Below are 16,182 nucleotides of genomic sequence, written 5' to 3'. Positions count from 1 at the left end.
TCTCATGAACATCATTTGGTTGGGCCATGGCAGCTTTCGCATTGAAACCGAAGGTCAGGTGCTGCTGGTCGACCCTTGGCTGACCGGCAACCCGTCACTGCCCGAGGATCAGCACGATGCAGCCGTTGAAGGTGCCACGCATATCCTTCTGACACACACCCATTTCGACCATGTCGTCGACATCCTGCCCTTGGCCAAACACCTGAAGGTGCCGGTGGTCGGTCAGTATGACCTCATGGGCTATTGGGCCGAGGCCGAAGGGATCGAGACCATCGGCTTCAACAAAGGCGGAACGGTCAATCTGAACGGCATCAAAGTCACGATGGTGCCCGCCTCGCACAGCTCGACCTTTTCGACGCCGGACGGGTTGCGCACCGGCGGCAGTGAGGTCGGGTTTATGATCGCAGCCGAGGGGCGCATGCTATATGTCTCGGGCGATACCGATATCATGGCGGATATGGATTGGATGGGGGATTACTACAAACCCGATATCGGCATTCTGTCGGCGGGCGGACATTTCACAATGGATATGAAAGCCACCGCCTATGCCGCCAAACGGTACTTCGATTTCAAAACGGTGATTCCCTGCCACTACAAAACCTTCCCCATTCTTGAGCAATCAGCGCAGACACTGATCGACGGCCTGCCCGGTGTGGACGTGATTGAGCCTGAAGTCATGAAAGCGATCGCCCTCTGATGCCGGCATCAGATTTCAGCGCGCAGGAATACGCGGACCGCCTGAGCAAGACCCGCGCGGCGATGAACGCGCGCGGGATTGAGACTCTGCTGGTCACCGACCCATCCAACATGGCCTGGCTTACCGGTTACGACGGCTGGAGCTTCTACGTCCCGCAGATGGTGATCCTGCCTGCACAAGGGGCGCCTCTGTGGTGGGGGCGTACGCAGGACAAGGCCGGCGCCGCGCAGACCACGTGGCTGGAAGCGTCGGATTTGCTGGATTGGCCGGAAGAACACGTCCAGCATCCCGACCACCATCCGGTTGACGCTCTGGTTCTTGCCCTGCGCGACCGGGACTGGACCCGAGGGCTGGGCGTCGAGATGGACAATTACTACTACTCCGCCGCCAGCCACCGCATTCTTGAGCGCGCCTTCGGTGAAATGATTGATGCCACGGGTCTGGTGAACTGGCAGCGTGCGGTCAAAAGCGACGCAGAGATCGACATGATGCGCAAGGCGGGCCAGTTGACAGCGCATATGCATGGGGTGCTGCGTGAGGCGTTTCGCGAAGACCTGCCCAAGAACCAACTGGTCGCCCAAGTGCAGGCAGCAGGCATCGCGGGCCTGCCCGGTTTGGCGGGCGACTACCCTGCTATTGTACCAATTGCTCCCTCGGGCCGCGAGGCCTCGGCCTCGCATATCACCTGGAATGACAGGCCCTTAGTGCGCGGAGAGGCCACCTATTTTGAAATCTCCGGCTGCTACCGACGGTATCACTGCCCCGCCAGCCGCAGCCTGTTTCTGGGCGATCCACCGGATGACATCCGCCGGGCCGAAGCGGCTGTTCTGACGGCGATTGAGGCCACTCTGGCAGCCGCCCGTCCCGGCACAAAATGTGAGGAAATCGCCACTTGTGTCTACGACAGTTTCGCCCGCGCCGGATATGAAAAAGCCAACCGCACCGGCTATCCCATCGGCCTCAGCTACCCGCCCGACTGGGGAGAACGCACGATGAGTCTACGCCCCGGCGACACCACGGTACTGCAGGAAAACATGACGTTTCACTTGATGCCGGGACTGTGGACTCCGGACTGGGGGCTGGCGATAACCGAAAGCTTTGTGGTGACGCCGGAGGGCGGCCAACCTCTGGCCGATATCCCGCGTGAGATGGTGGTTAAACCCTAGTCACGTTGGCTCGCGAAAAAGCACCTGAGCAGGTCGGCCGCCTCCTCGGCGGCGATGCCATCGTAGACCTCCGGCTTGTGATGGGCCTGCGGGTGCGCAAAAACCCGTGCGCCATGGGCGACCCCACCTGATTTCGGGTCGGACGCCCCGTAGTAGATGCGGCGGATACGGGCCGCAGCCAAGGCCGCTGCACACATCGCGCAAGGCTCTAGCGTCACATAGAGGTCATGGCCGGGCAGCCGTTCCGAGCCTGCCTCGGCACAGGCGGCGCGCAGCGCCAGTATCTCGGCATGGGCGGTCGGATCGTTCAGCTCACGCGTGCGATTCCCGGCAGTGGCGACAACCCGGCCGTCGGACGCGACGATCACCGCGCCGACGGGAACCTCCCCCCGTTCAGCGGCCGCGCGGGCCTCGGCCAGCGCCTTGTCCATATGTGATTTGAACACCATGCCCCTGACTGCCTCAGAAACCTGCCTTTCGCAAGCGGGCGGGATGCGGTATGGCCCTGCCATGAGCAACACCCCTCCTCCCGGCGACCGGATCGCCAAAGTCCTGGCCCGTGCTGGCGTTGCCTCGCGGCGCGAGGCGGAACGCATGATCGAAGCAGGCCGCGTCAGTGTGAACGGCAAGGCTATCAAGAGCCCTGCCCTGAACGTGACCGGCAAAGACAGGATCACCGTCGACGGCAAACCGGTATCGGAACCCGAACCCTCACGGCTTTGGCTGTATCACAAACCGACCGGCCTGGTGACCACGACCAAGGACGAAAAAGGCCGCGCGACGATCTTTGACAAACTGCCCGAAGGCATGCCTCGGGTGATGTCTGTTGGCCGGTTGGACCTGAATTCCGAAGGGCTGCTGCTGCTGACCAATGATGGCGGCATCAAACGCAAGCTGGAACTTCCCTCAACCGGTTGGCTGCGCAAATATCGCGTTCGAGTGAATGGACGCCCCAAGGACGAGGATTTCGCCCCCCTGCGCAAAGGTCTGGTGATCGAGGGCGAGCGGTTTCAGCCCATGACAGTCTCGCTTGATCGTCAGCAGGGCGCAAATGCATGGCTGACAATCGGCTTGCGCGAAGGCAAAAACCGCGAGATCCGCCGCGCGATGGAGGATATCGGCTTTACCGTGAACCGCCTGCTGCGTGTGTCTTACGGGCCGTTCCAACTGGGCGACCTGAAACCGGGTGAGGTTGAAGAGGTCCGCCGCCGCGTTATGCGCGATCAGCTGGGTCTGGATGGGGGTGAAACACCCGAAGGAACGGCAAAACGCGCAACCCGACCGCAGCGAAAACGCCCTCCGATCGGCAAGAAACCCCGCAAGTGATGCGGGTTTGGCAACCTTCCCCCTAGCGCCAAGCCCTCGTATCCCCTAAATTTTCTGTGAGTGCTGCTATTTGGGGGGCTGAATGTCCGGGAGCGGAGTGCAAAAACTGGCCTATGCGGCCCTTCTGGTGCTGCTATTTGGCGTCTGCACCGGCCTGCTTGGGGGTCTGTAGCCATGGCCAAACGGTTCGGTGGCAAATACAGCCCTCAGGGTGAGGACTCGCCAGACAGCCCGCTTCCGCGCGGCCAGTTTGACAATGCCCGAGTCGAACCTGCAGGCGCGCGGGCAAACATCCTTTTCATCCCCGCGATCCCTCTGGTCTTTTTATCGCTTAATGATGGCGCGATTGGCATGACCATGGGCCTTGTTGCCGCCGGCATTCTGACAGCCGCCGCGTTTTTGCTGCGCGAAGGGTTGCGGGCCGAGGCTGCCTATAACGCCCGCAAAACCGCGCGTCGCCCGGCGTTCCCTCGCAAGATCTTTGCCAGCGTTCTGACGGGACTTGGGGCTGCGCTCGCGTCCTACCGGACCGAGTTTCTGGACGCTGAGACCGCAGCACAAGCAAGCCTTGTAGCCCCGATTCTGTTTGGCGCCGCCGCCGCGACCCTGCATTCCGTGTCCTTCGGCTTGGACCCCATGAAAAACAAGGGGATGGAGGGCGTCGACACGTTCCAGCAGGACCGTGTCGCTCGCGTTGTCGATGATGCCGAAAAGCATCTGGCCGAGATGACGGATGCGATCAAACGCGCCGGAGATCGCCGGATCGAGGCGCGTGTCGAACGGTTTCAGGATACAGCCCGCGATCTGTTTCGCACGGTCGAAGAAGATCCGCGCGATCTGGCGGGCGCACGGAAGTATCTGACCGTCTATCTGCAGGGCGCACGTGATGCGACCGTCAAGTTCGCGGATGTTTACGCCCGCACCCGCGACGGGCAGGCCTTGGCAGATTACTCCGCCCTATTGGATGATCTGGAACAGAATTTCGCCGCGCGTACGCGCAAAATGCTATTGGATGACCGTAGTGATTTAACGGTCGAAATCGACGTGCTGCGTGAAAGACTGCAGCGCGAAGGTGTCCGGCTGGACTGACCGGCCCTTTATATTTGAGCGAGGAACTCCCCTATGTCCGACGAGATCAAGAACAAAGCGGTTGAGGCCGAAACACTTGTGCAAGAGGTCACCGCGGTGGCCCTGCCCGAACCGCAGGCCGAGGTCGTCTCGCTTGAAGAGGCCGACGAACCCGTCAGCGCCGAGATCCGCAAGCGCATGGATGAGATCGACATGGGCAACACCAATTCGATCGTCGCCTTCGGCTCGTCCGCGCAGGCCGAATTGCAAGAGATCAGCCAAGCCATGCTGGCGGATGTGCGCAACAAGGATGTTGGCCCCGCAGGTGACAGCCTGCGCAACATCGTCACCACGATCCGGGGGTTCTCGGTCAGTGAACTGGACGTGCGGCGCGAACGCAGCTGGTGGGAGAAATTGTTGGGCCGCGCCGCACCCTTCGCCAAGTTCACCGCGCAATACGAAGAGGTTCAGGGCCAGATCGACCGCATCACAGACGATTTGCTTTCTCACGAACACACTCTGTTGAAAGACATCAAATCGCTGGACCTGCTCTATGAAAAGACGCTGGGGTTCTATGATGAACTGGCGCTCTATATCGCTGCGGGCGAGGAAAAGCTGACCGAGCTGGATAGCCACGACATCCCCGAGAAAGAGGCCGAGGTTCAGGCCGCGCCCGAAGACCAGCAGGTCATGAAAGCGCAGGAGCTGCGCGACATGCGCGCCGCGCGCGACGATCTGGAACGCCGTGTGCATGACCTGAAACTGACCCGGCAGGTGACGATGCAGTCACTGCCCTCGATCCGGTTGGTGCAAGAAAATGACAAGTCGCTGGTCACCAAGATCAACTCGACTTTGGTCAACACCGTGCCACTGTGGGAAACCCAGTTGGCGCAGGCCGTCACCATCCAGCGCAGCGCCGAAGCCGCCGCTGCCGTGCGCGACGCCAATGATCTGACCAACGAGCTTCTGACCTCGAACGCTGCCAACTTGCGCGAGTCGAACAAGATGATCCGCGAAGAGATGGAGCGCGGTGTGTTCGACATCGAAGCCGTCAAGCAGGCCAACGCTGATCTGATCGGCACGATCAATGAAAGCCTGGCGATCGCGGACGAAGGCAAAGCCAAACGTGCTGCCGCCGAGCAGGAACTTCAGAAGATGGAGGCCGAACTGCGCGACACGTTGGCAGCTGCCAAGGCACGGCGTGACGGGACCGGCGACAATGCCGGAACGGCTGTTCCGGGATAAGGTGGGCTGGGCGTGCGGCCTTTGACCTGTCTCAAAACGGGCCTTGGTGTTCTGGGGCTTCTAGCGCTTGCGGGGTGCGATGAGGCGCTGACCTCTTCGGTCGTTCCTCAGGTGCGACCTTCGGCCCCGCCGACTGCGGCCAACGCCTATGTGCCACCTTCTGCCGCCAGTCAGGACCTCGCGCGGTTCTATCAACGGATCGAACGGGACCTGCTGACCCGCGGCCTGCTGCGCACCGATGGGGGCGGACCAGACACCCCTTATGACGCCGACGACCTGAGCCGGAACTTTGAGGCCATCGCCTTCTACAGCGAATATCCTGATCACACTGTCTCGCTCGGGTCGCGGCAGACGGATGGGCAACTCAGCCGCTGGTCGGGACCCGTTCGCATCCAGACCGAGTTCGGGCCCTCGGTCCTGCCCGCAACTCGCACCAGTGACGCGGATCAGGTGCAGTCCTATGCCGCAAGGCTGGCCAAACTGACTGGCCATCCGATTTCGACCGTTAGTCGCAAAGCCAATTTCCACGTGTTTTTCGCCGGCAAGGATGACAGCGCCTATGTTGTCACTCGTCTCAAGGAACTGGTGCCCAACATCAGTCAGGCCTCACTGGATCTGGTCGCCAACCCGCGCGCGAGTTTCGACTGTTTTGTGTTCGCCTCGGCCACCCGCAACGATCCGAACAAATACGTGCGTGCGGTGACGCTGATCCGGTCGGAACTGCCCGATCTCGTACGGCGCAGCTGCATTCACGAAGAGATTGCGCAAGGGCTGGGCCTGTCCAATGACAGCCCCGCCGCGCGGCCCTCGATCTTCAACGATGATGACGAGTTTGCTTTGCTGACAAGTCATGATGAGAAACTACTGACAATGCTCTATGATCCGCGTCTTTCACCCGGAGTGACGGTCGATCAGGCCCGCCCCGTGGTACGGATCATTGCGCGTGAATTAATGGGGCAGCCGCTCTGACCCCAAGGACAGGAGAACCCAAATGGGAATTTTCGATTTTCTGACCGGAGAGTTTATCGACGTCATTCACTGGGTCGATGACACCCGAGACACCATGGTCTGGCGGTTCGAACGCGAAGGGCACGAGATCAAGTATGGTGCCAAGCTGACCGTCCGCGAGGGTCAGGCGGCGGTGTTTGTCCATGAAGGGCAACTGGCGGATGTTTTCACGCCGGGTCTTTATATGCTTGAGACCAATAACATGCCGATCCTGACGACTTTGCAGCACTGGGATCACGGCTTTCAGTCCCCGTTCAAGTCCGAGATCTACTTCGTCAACACAACGCGGTTCAATGATCTGAAATGGGGCACCAAAAACCCAATCATGCTACGTGATCCGGAATTCGGACCAACCCGTATTCGGGCCTATGGCACCTATACGGTCCGGGTGAAAGACCCGGCGAAATTCCTGGTCGAGATCGTCGGAACCGATGGTGAATTCACCATGGATGAGATCAGCTTTCAGGTCCGTAACATTATCGTGCAAGAGTTCAGCCGCGTGATCGCCGGATCCGGTATTCCGGTTCTCGACATGGCGGCGAATACGGCCGATCTGGGCAAACTGATCGCAGCCGAAGTCTCGCCCGTGTTGGAAGGCTATGGGCTGGAGATGCCTGAGTTCTACATCGAAAACATCTCGCTTCCGCCTGCGGTAGAGGCCGCTTTGGACAAGCGCACCTCGATGGGGCTGGCGGGTGATCTGGGCAAGTTCACCCAGTATTCCGCCGCCGAGGCGATGACGGCAGCGGCCAACAACCCCGGTCAGGGCGGCGGCATGGGCGCAGGTCTTGGCATGGGAATGGGCATGGCGATGGCCAATCAGATGGCGAACATGGCAGCGGGCCAACCGAGCGGCCCGTGGGGGTCGCCCGCCCCCGCTGCCCCGCAACCATCCGCGCATACAGCCCCGCCGCCCCCTCCGCCTGTTGAGCATGTTTGGCATATCGCGGTGGATGGGCAGACCAGCGGACCGTTCTCGAAGGCCAAGATGGGGCGCATGGCCTCGGACGGGGAACTGACCCGAGACACCCATGTCTGGACCGCTGGTCAGGATGGCTGGAAGAAAGCAGGTGAAGTGCAGGAATTGGCGCAGCTGTTCACGATCCTGCCTCCACCTCCGCCAAGTTCATAGCCTACGGTGATAGATGTCGCTCAATCCCCCTATGAAAAGCGAGAGATTCGGCGCGCAATAAATCTTTGCGCGATATCTGGATGGGTTGCAGTGGTCGGAATACCTTTGGCTTCTGAAATGCTGGTTCGCGGGTTCGATCCTTCGCTGAAATCGTTGTTCTTTCTATTCACGTTGATTGGCTTGCCTTTGTCCTTTCTCATTGCGTGGGTATTAGTAGCGCCTGCCTTGCGCGTAGTATCGCAAAAGCCCATAGGTTATTTACGCGCCGCCAAGTGGGGTATTGGAATTGGGTGTGGCTTGGTAGGAGTGAGCATCTTACTCGGGCGGCTTTTTGGTTGGTTTCAATCAATAAACCCAGATTTTAGTTCGACAATGGGAGGCATCGGCTCCGTTCGGTCGGTCGACGGCATATTGACACTTTACGGATGGTGGATACTCGCCCAAAACTCTGCACAATTTGTTCTGCTATGCGCTTTGATCGCACTGCTAGTGCGTTGGCAGATCGGACCAGGGGCAAGAACTACATTCAGGACGGACGAATGACCGAAGAACACCGCTTTCCCTGCGACCAATGTGGCGCGGACTACAGGTTTAACCCGGGCGATGGCACATTGACTTGCGACCATTGCGGCCACTCGGAACCCATTGGCTCAGGCCCCTGGGGCGGCGCAAGCCTGCGCGAGCTGGATTTTGACGCCGCCATCGCCGACCGTCTGCCCGACAGCGAGATTGAGGAAACGCGGGTTCTGTCCTGCCCCAACTGTGCCGCGCAGGTCGAGTTCGACCCGAATACCCACGCCGCGGAATGTCCGTTCTGTGCCACTCCTGTGGTGACGGATACGGGCGTCAACCGGCATATCAAACCCAAGGGCGTGTTGCCCTTTGCGCTGGATGAACGGTCCGCCCACAAGGCGATGGGGGATTGGCTGGGTCGGCTTTGGTTCGCGCCGAACGGGCTGAAGGACTATGCTCGCAAGGGCCGAAAAATGCAGGGCATATATGTGCCCTACTGGACCTTCGACGCGGACACCAAATCCAGCTATCGCGGCGAACGCGGTACCGTTTACTACGAAACGCGCACCGTCATGCGCGACGGGAAGCGGGTGCAACAACAGGTGGCCAAAGTGCGCTGGAGCCCGAAATCCGGTCGCGTCGCGCGGTTCTTTGATGATGTTCTGGTGTTGGCCTCACGCTCGCTGCCTAAGAAATACACCGACGCGCTGGAGCCCTGGGATCTGCCCGCACTTGAACCCTACCAGCCGCAATACCTGGCGGGGTTCCGGGCCGAGGCGTATTCGGTCGAGTTACCCGATGGGTATTCCGAGGCGCGGGCCCATATGGCGCGGGTGATCGAGCGTGACGTGCGCTTTGACATCGGCGGCGACCGGCAGCGTATTCACGCGGTGGACACTGATGTGCGCGATGTGACGTTCAAGCATATCCTGCTGCCCATCTGGATGGCTGCCTATAAGTATCGCGGGCAAACCTATCGGTTTGTGGTCAACGGGCGCACTGGCCGGGTGCAGGGGGAACGACCGTGGTCTGCGATCAAGATAACCATTGCGGTGGTCCTCGGCCTGCTGGTGGCGGCGGGCGTGGGTTACGTGATGGCGACGTCGCATGGTTGAGCCCACCAAAATCACACAGGCAAACGTTTTCCCGAATACGGGCAAGACGCTGGATGACAAGTGGGCCTCCGGCGGCTAAACCGACTGCTGAACGCATGCGATTTGGGGAGAGCGATGCGCGCAGTCTTACAACGTATCTCTAGGGCGTCAGTCTCGGTGGATGGCGCTGTTGTCGGTCAATCGGGACCGGGCCTGATGATTCTCGTATGCGCGATGCAGGGCGACAGCGAAGAGAACGCGTCGAAACTTGCTGCGAAAATCTCCAAGCTGCGAATCTTCAAGGATGCCGCCGGCAAAATGAACCGGTCTGTTGTGGACATTGGCGGCTCGGCTCTGGTTGTCAGCCAGTTCACCCTTGCTGCGGATACGGCCAGCGGTAACCGGCCCGGGTTCTCGCAGGCTGCTGCGCCGGATATCGGAAAACACCTTTTTGAAAGTTTTGCCAAGAACCTCGCCGCGTGCGGAATCGCGGTTGAGACAGGGCAATTTGGGGCCGACATGGCCGTTGAGCTGGTCAATGATGGGCCAGTGACAATCTGGATGGAGAATTGATGACCCGCGCTGAACAGGCAATCGCACTCTGGCAAGCCGGAGTCGCGGCGGTAGACGGATACACGGCGACCCGAAAAGCACTCTCCGATGTTGCAAAACCGGATCGGATATTGGCCGTTGGCAAACCCGCTGCGGCGATGGCCCGAGCGGCATTGGATCATTTCGGAGACATCCCAACGCTGGTGGTCACCAAGGACGATCACGGGCGCGACTTGCCCGACGGCGTCGAGGTAATCGAGGCCTCTCATCCTGTCCCGGACGGCCGCAGCTTGGCAGGTGGCAGGGCGCTACGCCATGCGGTTGAGGCTATGCCGTCTGAGGCGCACCTGCTGCTGTTGGTGTCGGGCGGCGCGTCCTCGCTGGCCGAAGATTTGATAGGTGGCAAAACGCTTGAGGATCTAGAGGCGTTGAACAAAAAGCTGCTCTCCGAAGGGCTTGATATCGGGGCGATGAATGCGGAACGACGCAAGATTTCGCAGGTCAAAGGCGGAGGATTGCTGTCCCGGCTCAAAGGCCGGAAGGTCACGGTTCTGGCGATCTCGGACGTGCCAGGGGATGATCTGAACGTTATCGGCTCGGGCATCGGTGCGCTGCCTGAACAAGTCTCTTATGAGGCCGAAGCGCAGATCATTGCCTCGAACGCCCATGCCCGTGCGGCAGCGGCCGAAGCGGCCGAGGATGCGGGTCTGTCGGTGCTGGCCAATGAAGAGGCCTTGCATGACGATTATCAGGCCGTCGCCACCGCAATCGGTGAGAAGCTAAGGCAGATGGGATCAGGCGTCATGGTTTTCGGCGGCGAGCCGACTGTTGTGCTGCCCCCAAACCCCGGACAGGGTGGGCGCAATCAGGCACTGGCACTGGCACTGGCGCACGAGATTTCCGGCCTTGAAGATATCACGGTCGTGGTCGGAGGAACCGACGGAACGGATGGCCCAACCAACGCAGCAGGCGGGGTTGTTTCTGGCGCCACTTGGGCCAAAGGCGCGGACGAGGCGCTGGCTGCCGCCGATAGTGGGGCCTTCCTGGAAAACGCAGGCGCTTTGCTGGTGACCGGGCCGACAGGAACCAATGTCATGGACCTGATTGTCGCAATTCGGGACTAGAATGACGTATTCTCCCGATACCGACCAAGGCAACCAATAGATCATTTTCGTCATAGCGGAGGACGCGAAGACACGGCGCTATGACGGCTTTGATAAACACGGTATTGTCAGGCAAGGCACATTTGCGACACGGAATTCCACTTGCCCGACCCGCTGAAATGCGTCAACGTTGACTCACGCGTCAATAAAAAGCCCGAAAACGGGCGAACACAACCAACTGGGAGCTTCTGAATGAACGAACAACTCACTCACATGTCCAAACAGGTGACGGCAGGCAAACTGACCCGTCGCGAGTTCATGGGCAAAGCCGCCGCTCTTGGCGTTTCGGCAGCCATGGCCAGCACGATGTTTGCCGACGCGGCCCGTGCAGCCGGCCCGAAAAAAGGTGGCGATCTGAAATTCGGCCTGCAGGGCGGCGAATCGACCAACTCGCTGGACCCGGCAACCTATGCAAGCTCGGTCCCGTTCCAGAACGGCAAACAGTTTGGCGACCAACTGGTCGAAGTTGCACCCGACGGCACGATCGAACCACGCCTTGCCGAAAGCGTCGAAGGCAGTGCAGACGCGAAGGTCTGGACCTTCAAGCTGCGTCAGGGGGTCGAGTTCCACAACGGCAAGACTATGACCAGCGAAGACGTGCTGAAAACCATGCAGCGCCATTCGAACGAAGACTCCAAGTCCGGCGCATTGGGCATCATGAAAGGCATCGAGTCGATGAAGGCCGATGGCGACAACTTCCAGGTCACCCTGTCCGAGCCCAACGCCGACCTTCCCTATCTGATGGCCGACTATCACCTGATCATTCAGCCTGACGGTGGTATGGAGAACCCGGCAGCCGGTATCGGCACTGGTCCCTACAAGCTGGAAGTTGATGAACCCGGCGTCCGCCACCTGTTCACCAAGAACGAAAACCACTGGAACAGCGATTTCGGCAACTTCGACAGCGTCGAAGTGGTTGTCATCAACGACGCAACCGCCCGGACAGCCGCGCTGCAATCGGGTCAGGTTCACGCAGTGAACCGCGTTGAGCCCAAAGTTGCCGACCTGCTGGGCCGCGCACCAAACCTGACTGTTCATTCGACCGCCGGTCGTGGCCACTATGTGTTCATCATGCATTGTGACACGGCTCCGTTCGACAACAACGAACTGCGCACGGCTCTGAAATACGCCATCAACCGCGCGGATCTGGTAGACAAAGTTCTGCGTGGCTATGGCTCGATCGGGAATGACATGCCGATCAACGCGGCCTACCCACTGTTTGATGAGACCATCGAACAGCGCGAGTTCAGCGTTGAAAAAGCAGCCGAGCACTACAAGAAATCTGGCCACGATGGATCGCCGATCATTCTGCGTGTTGCAGATGGCGCCTTCCCAGGTGCTGTGGATGCGGCGGCGCTGTTCCAGCAAACCGCAGCTCAGGCAGGTATTCCGCTGGAAATCAAACGCGAACCCAATGATGGCTACTGGTCGGAAGTGTGGAACGTTCAGCCGTTCTGTGCCTCGTACTGGGGTGGTCGTCCCGTCCAGGACCAGATGTATTCGACCGCGTATCTGTCGAGCGCAGACTGGAACGACACGCGCTTCAAGGTTCAGGCCTTCGACGACATGCTGTTCGCAGCGCGCGCCGAACTGGATCCCGAGAAACGCAAGGGTATCTACAGCCAGATGGGCCAGATGGTCCGCAACGAAGGCGGCCTGATTTGCCCGATGTTCAACGACTTTGTCGAAGGCATCAGCAACCAGCTGGACGGTTGGGAATCTGATCCGACGCAAGAGATGATGAACGGCAACATCTCGCGCAAGATGTGGTTCGTGTAACTCGGGCAACGGATAATGCATCCTATCATCAAACTGGTTTCCCAGCGCCTTGCGCTGGGAATCCTATTGCTGCTCGGCGCTTCGGCTCTGATTTTTGGCCTGACCGAAGCCCTTCCCGGAGACGCCGCGCAAGCCGTCCTGGGGCAGTCCGCAACCCCCGAGGCCCTTGCCAACCTACGAGAAGAGATGGGCCTGAACCGCCCTGCCCTAACCCGCTATTTCGAGTGGTTGGGTGGCATCGCGCAAGGCGATCTGGGGCAATCCCTCACCAACAAACTTGATATCTCCGAGAGCATCGGAAAACGCCTCGGCAATACGTTGTTCCTTGCTTGCGTTGCTGCGATCGTTTCCGTTCCGCTGGCGATTTTCCTGGGCCTTCTGGCCGTTCGGTTCCGCAATCGCTGGCCCGACAAGCTGATCTCGGCGATCACGCTCACGACAGTTTCAATTCCCGAGTTTCTGATCGGTTACGTGGTGATCTACTTTATCTCAGTTAAACTGGGCTGGTTCTCATCCCTGGCGATGATCAACGATTCCATGACCTTCGGGCAGAAGCTGAATGCAATCGCCCTACCGGCTTTCGTTCTGACATTGGTGGTTCTGGCGCAAATGATGCGCATGACCCGCGCGGCCATTCTGAACCTCATGCAATCGGCCTATATCGAAACTGCCGAGCTAAAGGGCCTGAGCACCTTTCAGGTCATTGCACGCCACGCCTTCCCCAACGCGATTTCCCCGATCGTAAACGTTGTAATGCTGAACCTAGCCTATCTGGTTGTCGGCGTTGTCGTGGTCGAGGTTGTATTCGTCTATCCCGGCATGGGGCAATATCTGGTGGATGCGGTGACCAAACGTGACGTGCCTGTTGTGTTGGCCTGTGGTGTCGTATTCGCGGCCGTCTATATCGGCTTGAACATGGTTGCCGATATCGTGTCGATCCTTGCCAACCCAAGACTGAGGCATCCGAAATGATAAAGAACATTCCTCTTTCGGCACTGATTGGCCTCTTGTTCACTGGCGCCTATTTCTTTGTGGCCATCGCGGCCCCCCTGATTGCGCCCTATGGAATGGCAGAAGTTGTCGGCGATGTGTGGGAGCCTGCCAGCGCCGAACATCTGCTGGGTACGGACAATATCGGGCGGGACCTACTGACCCGCATGATCTACGGCGGGCGCACGACGATCTTCATCGCCGCCGCAGCCACGTTGCTCAGCTTTCTGACCGGTACGTCTCTGGGTTTGCTGGCCGCTGTTCTGGGCGGATGGGCGGATCAGGCACTCAGCCGGACCGTTGACCTGATCATGTCGATCCCGACCCTGATCCTCGCGCTGGTTATTCTGGCAATCGTTCCGGTGACCGTTCCGATCCTGATCCTTGTGATGGGCCTGCTGGACGCAACCCGTCCCTACCGACTGTCGCGCTCGGTCGCGGTGGACATCAACGTGATGGATTACGTCGAAGCCGCAAAACTGCGCGGCGAAGGGCGCGCATGGGTTATCTTTCGGGAAATCCTGCCCAACGCTCTGTCACCGCTGGTGGCCGAGTTCGGTCTGCGGTTCATCTTCATGGTTCTGTTTATCTCGACGCTGTCCTTCCTGGGCCTGGGCGTGCAGCCGCCGCTGGCGGACTGGGGCGGCATTGTGAAGGAAAACAAAGACGGTATCGTCTATGGCATCGGTGCTGCCCTGTGGCCCGCCGTGGCTATCGCGACGCTGGCCATCTCGGTCAACCTTGTGGCTGACTGGGTTCTGAACCGCACCACATCGCTGAAAGGAGGCCGGGGATGAGCGACGATATCCTTCTCAAGGTCCGCGACCTCAAAATCGGCGCGACCGTCTATCCGCCGGGCGAAAAGCCCCATGACATCGAAATCGTGCACGGGGTCAGCTTTGACCTCGAGCGCGGCAAGGTGCTGGGGCTGATCGGTGAATCCGGCGCCGGTAAATCCACCATCGGCCTGGCTTCGATGGCCTATGGCCGAGGTGGCGTGAAGATCACCGGCGGCGAGGTCTGGGTGAACGGGCGCGATATCCTCAAAACATCTCATGGGGATATCCGCAAGCTGCGTGGGGGTGAGGTCACCTATGTGTCCCAATCCGCTGCCGCGTCGTTCAACCCTGCCAAAAGGATCATGGATCAGGTCGTCGAAGCCGCGGTCGAGCAGAAGAAATTCACTCGCAAACAGGCCGAGGCCCGTGCGCGTGAACTTTTCGCCAAGCTGGGCCTGCCAGATCCGGACAATATCGGCAGTCGCTACCCGCACCAGGTTTCCGGTGGTCAGCTGCAACGCTGCATGACCGCGCTGGCCCTGTGTCCGGAACCTGATCTGGTGGTATTCGACGAACCCACCACGGCCTTGGATGTGACCACCCAGATCGACGTTCTGATGGCCATCAAGGAAGCCATTGCAGATACCGGCGTTGCTGCGCTGTATATCACCCACGACCTTGCGGTTGTGGCGCAGGTCAGCGACGACATCATGGTTCTGCGGATGGGCGACACTGTCGAGTACGGCAATACCGATCAGATCATCAACAACCCGCAGGAAGACTATACCAAGGCTCTGGTCTCGGTCCGGTCTATCGAACATGAAGAGAAAAAGCCGACTGCGGAGCCGGTTCTTCAGGTCGACGGTATTACCGCACGCTACAAGGGTCTGAACTTCGATGTTCTGCACAACGTCAACGTAGAGCTTCATCCGGGGCAGACTTTGGCGGTCGTGGGCGAATCCGGGTCGGGCAAGTCCACGTTGGCGCGTGTCATCACCGGCCTGCTGCCCGCACGTGAGGGTGAGATCACCTTCAACGGGCGCAAACTGAGCTCGGATCTGAAGGGGCGCACACGCGAAGACCTGCGTGAGCTGCAGATGATCTATCAGATGGCAGACACAGCGATGAACCCGCGTCAGACCGTCGGCACGATCATCGGCCGCCCGTTGGAGTTCTACTTCAACATGCGCGGGGCCGAGAAACGCAAACGCGTTGTCGAGCTGCTGGATGAGATCGAACTGGGTGAAAAGTTTATCGATCGCTACCCGGCAGAACTGTCTGGTGGTCAGAAACAACGTGTCTGCATCGCGCGGTCACTGGCGGCCAAGCCTAAGATGATCATCTGTGATGAGGTCACCTCGGCCCTTGATCCACTTGTGGCAGACGGCATCCTAAAGCTGCTGCTGGACCTGCAGAAGATCGAGGATGTGGCCTACCTGTTCATCACCCACGATCTGGCGACGGTCCGCGCGATCAGCGACAGCATCGCGGTGATGTATCAAGGTCGCGTCGCGCGTTATGGCTCGAAGTCTCAGGTGCTTAGCCCGCCGTTCGACGACTACACCGACTTGCTGCTCAGCTCGGTCCCCGAGATGGAGCTTGGCTGGCTGGAAAAAGTCGTTGCCAACCGCAAGATGGAGGCGGCAGGGAACTGATCCTTGCCCCAACCA

General features: G+C 59.7%; 15 protein-coding genes. 14 read left to right on the top strand and 1 reads right to left on the bottom strand.

The window, feature by feature from the left end; all coding sequences use genetic code 11:
• The first annotated feature begins 4 nt into the window (after positions 1-4).
• Together ACR0B5_RS01105 and ACR0B5_RS01100 are read left to right on the top strand one after the other, a co-directional pair.
• Positions 5-697, top strand: a complete 693-nt coding sequence (locus ACR0B5_RS01105) for a metal-dependent hydrolase (RefSeq protein WP_480537834.1) — start codon at positions 5-7, stop codon at positions 695-697.
• Complete coding sequence (locus ACR0B5_RS01100; RefSeq protein ID WP_480537832.1) at positions 697-1,863, top strand: M24 family metallopeptidase; 1,167 nt, start codon at positions 697-699, stop codon at positions 1,861-1,863. The genes ACR0B5_RS01105 and ACR0B5_RS01100 overlap by 1 nt, the downstream gene beginning before the upstream one ends.
• Here the strand turns inward: ACR0B5_RS01100 and ACR0B5_RS01095 are convergent.
• Positions 1,860-2,312, bottom strand: a complete 453-nt coding sequence (locus ACR0B5_RS01095) for a nucleoside deaminase (protein WP_480537830.1) — start codon at positions 2,310-2,312, stop codon at positions 1,860-1,862. The genes ACR0B5_RS01100 and ACR0B5_RS01095 overlap by 4 nt on opposite strands.
• Before the next feature lie 61 nt (positions 2,313-2,373).
• On the opposite strand from ACR0B5_RS01095, the gene ACR0B5_RS01090 reads away from it, so the two are divergent.
• The 12 genes from ACR0B5_RS01090 (at position 2,374) to ACR0B5_RS01035 (ending at position 16,167) form a co-directional block, all read left to right on the top strand.
• The gene (locus ACR0B5_RS01090) at positions 2,374-3,189 is read left to right on the top strand and encodes a pseudouridine synthase (protein ID WP_480537828.1); all 816 of its coding nucleotides are present in this window, start codon (positions 2,374-2,376) and stop codon (positions 3,187-3,189) included.
• 174 nt (positions 3,190-3,363) lie between these two features.
• Positions 3,364-4,278 carry a 5-bromo-4-chloroindolyl phosphate hydrolysis family protein gene (locus ACR0B5_RS01085; protein ID WP_480537826.1) on the top strand — a complete coding sequence of 305 codons (915 nt, stop codon included), beginning with the start codon at positions 3,364-3,366 and terminating at the stop codon, positions 4,276-4,278.
• Positions 4,279-4,311: 33 nt separating this feature from the next.
• A complete protein-coding gene (locus tag ACR0B5_RS01080) occupies positions 4,312-5,502 on the top strand; it encodes a toxic anion resistance protein (protein ID WP_170374831.1) in 1,191 nt (396 codons plus the stop codon).
• Between the two features lie 12 nt (positions 5,503-5,514).
• On the top strand, positions 5,515-6,471 hold the full coding sequence (locus tag ACR0B5_RS01075; RefSeq protein WP_480537824.1) for a DUF2927 domain-containing protein: 957 nt from the start codon (positions 5,515-5,517) through the stop codon (positions 6,469-6,471).
• Positions 6,472-6,493: 22 nt separating this feature from the next.
• Positions 6,494-7,642, top strand: coding sequence for an SPFH domain-containing protein (locus tag ACR0B5_RS01070; protein WP_480537823.1), 1,149 nt, complete (start codon positions 6,494-6,496; stop codon positions 7,640-7,642).
• A 539-nt stretch (positions 7,643-8,181) separates the two neighbouring features.
• The gene (locus ACR0B5_RS01065) at positions 8,182-9,270 is read left to right on the top strand and encodes a TFIIB-type zinc finger domain-containing protein (protein ID WP_480537821.1); all 1,089 of its coding nucleotides are present in this window, start codon (positions 8,182-8,184) and stop codon (positions 9,268-9,270) included.
• 114 nt (positions 9,271-9,384) lie between these two features.
• Positions 9,385-9,822 carry a D-aminoacyl-tRNA deacylase gene (gene dtd / locus ACR0B5_RS01060; protein WP_480537819.1) on the top strand — a complete coding sequence of 146 codons (438 nt, stop codon included), beginning with the start codon at positions 9,385-9,387 and terminating at the stop codon, positions 9,820-9,822.
• Complete coding sequence (locus ACR0B5_RS01055) at positions 9,822-10,925, top strand: DUF4147 domain-containing protein (RefSeq protein ID WP_480537817.1); 1,104 nt, start codon at positions 9,822-9,824, stop codon at positions 10,923-10,925. The genes dtd and ACR0B5_RS01055 overlap by 1 nt, the downstream gene beginning before the upstream one ends.
• Before the next feature lie 231 nt (positions 10,926-11,156).
• Entirely contained in the window at positions 11,157-12,743 is a 1,587-nt protein-coding gene (locus tag ACR0B5_RS01050) for an ABC transporter substrate-binding protein (protein WP_170468167.1), read from the top strand.
• Positions 12,744-12,758: 15 nt separating this feature from the next.
• Positions 12,759-13,715 carry an ABC transporter permease gene (locus tag ACR0B5_RS01045; protein WP_170643095.1) on the top strand — a complete coding sequence of 319 codons (957 nt, stop codon included), beginning with the start codon at positions 12,759-12,761 and terminating at the stop codon, positions 13,713-13,715.
• A complete protein-coding gene (locus tag ACR0B5_RS01040) occupies positions 13,715-14,530 on the top strand; it encodes an ABC transporter permease (protein ID WP_170375341.1) in 816 nt (271 codons plus the stop codon). The genes ACR0B5_RS01045 and ACR0B5_RS01040 overlap by 1 nt, the downstream gene beginning before the upstream one ends.
• Positions 14,527-16,167 carry an ABC transporter ATP-binding protein gene (locus ACR0B5_RS01035; RefSeq protein WP_170662132.1) on the top strand — a complete coding sequence of 547 codons (1,641 nt, stop codon included), beginning with the start codon at positions 14,527-14,529 and terminating at the stop codon, positions 16,165-16,167. Before ACR0B5_RS01040 ends, ACR0B5_RS01035 begins: the two co-directional genes overlap by 4 nt.
• Positions 16,168-16,182: the final 15 nt, after the last annotated feature.

The sequence above is a fragment of the Ruegeria sp. AG1 genome (assembly GCF_056541705.1).
Note: the sequence above shows the minus strand (reverse complement) of the source record. Positions and strands in the feature narration are given on the sequence as shown.

What these genes read in the sequence shown, in the direction of transcription:
- ACR0B5_RS01105 (WP_480537834.1), top strand. Translation starts at nt 5, where the DNA reads ATGAACATCATTTGGTTGGGCCATGGCAGCTTTCGCATTGAAACCGAA.
- ACR0B5_RS01100 (WP_480537832.1), top strand. Translation starts at nt 697, where the DNA reads ATGCCGGCATCAGATTTCAGCGCGCAGGAATACGCGGACCGCCTGAGC.
- ACR0B5_RS01095 (WP_480537830.1), bottom strand. Translation starts at nt 2,312, where the DNA reads ATGGTGTTCAAATCACATATGGACAAGGCGCTGGCCGAGGCCCGCGCG.
- ACR0B5_RS01090 (WP_480537828.1), top strand. Translation starts at nt 2,374, where the DNA reads ATGAGCAACACCCCTCCTCCCGGCGACCGGATCGCCAAAGTCCTGGCC.
- ACR0B5_RS01085 (WP_480537826.1), top strand. Translation starts at nt 3,364, where the DNA reads ATGGCCAAACGGTTCGGTGGCAAATACAGCCCTCAGGGTGAGGACTCG.
- ACR0B5_RS01080 (WP_170374831.1), top strand. Translation starts at nt 4,312, where the DNA reads ATGTCCGACGAGATCAAGAACAAAGCGGTTGAGGCCGAAACACTTGTG.
- ACR0B5_RS01070 (WP_480537823.1), top strand. Translation starts at nt 6,494, where the DNA reads ATGGGAATTTTCGATTTTCTGACCGGAGAGTTTATCGACGTCATTCAC.
- ACR0B5_RS01065 (WP_480537821.1), top strand. Translation starts at nt 8,182, where the DNA reads ATGACCGAAGAACACCGCTTTCCCTGCGACCAATGTGGCGCGGACTAC.
- dtd (WP_480537819.1), top strand. Translation starts at nt 9,385, where the DNA reads ATGCGCGCAGTCTTACAACGTATCTCTAGGGCGTCAGTCTCGGTGGAT.
- ACR0B5_RS01055 (WP_480537817.1), top strand. Translation starts at nt 9,822, where the DNA reads ATGACCCGCGCTGAACAGGCAATCGCACTCTGGCAAGCCGGAGTCGCG.
- ACR0B5_RS01050 (WP_170468167.1), top strand. Translation starts at nt 11,157, where the DNA reads ATGAACGAACAACTCACTCACATGTCCAAACAGGTGACGGCAGGCAAA.
- ACR0B5_RS01045 (WP_170643095.1), top strand. Translation starts at nt 12,759, where the DNA reads ATGCATCCTATCATCAAACTGGTTTCCCAGCGCCTTGCGCTGGGAATC.
- ACR0B5_RS01035 (WP_170662132.1), top strand. Translation starts at nt 14,527, where the DNA reads ATGAGCGACGATATCCTTCTCAAGGTCCGCGACCTCAAAATCGGCGCG.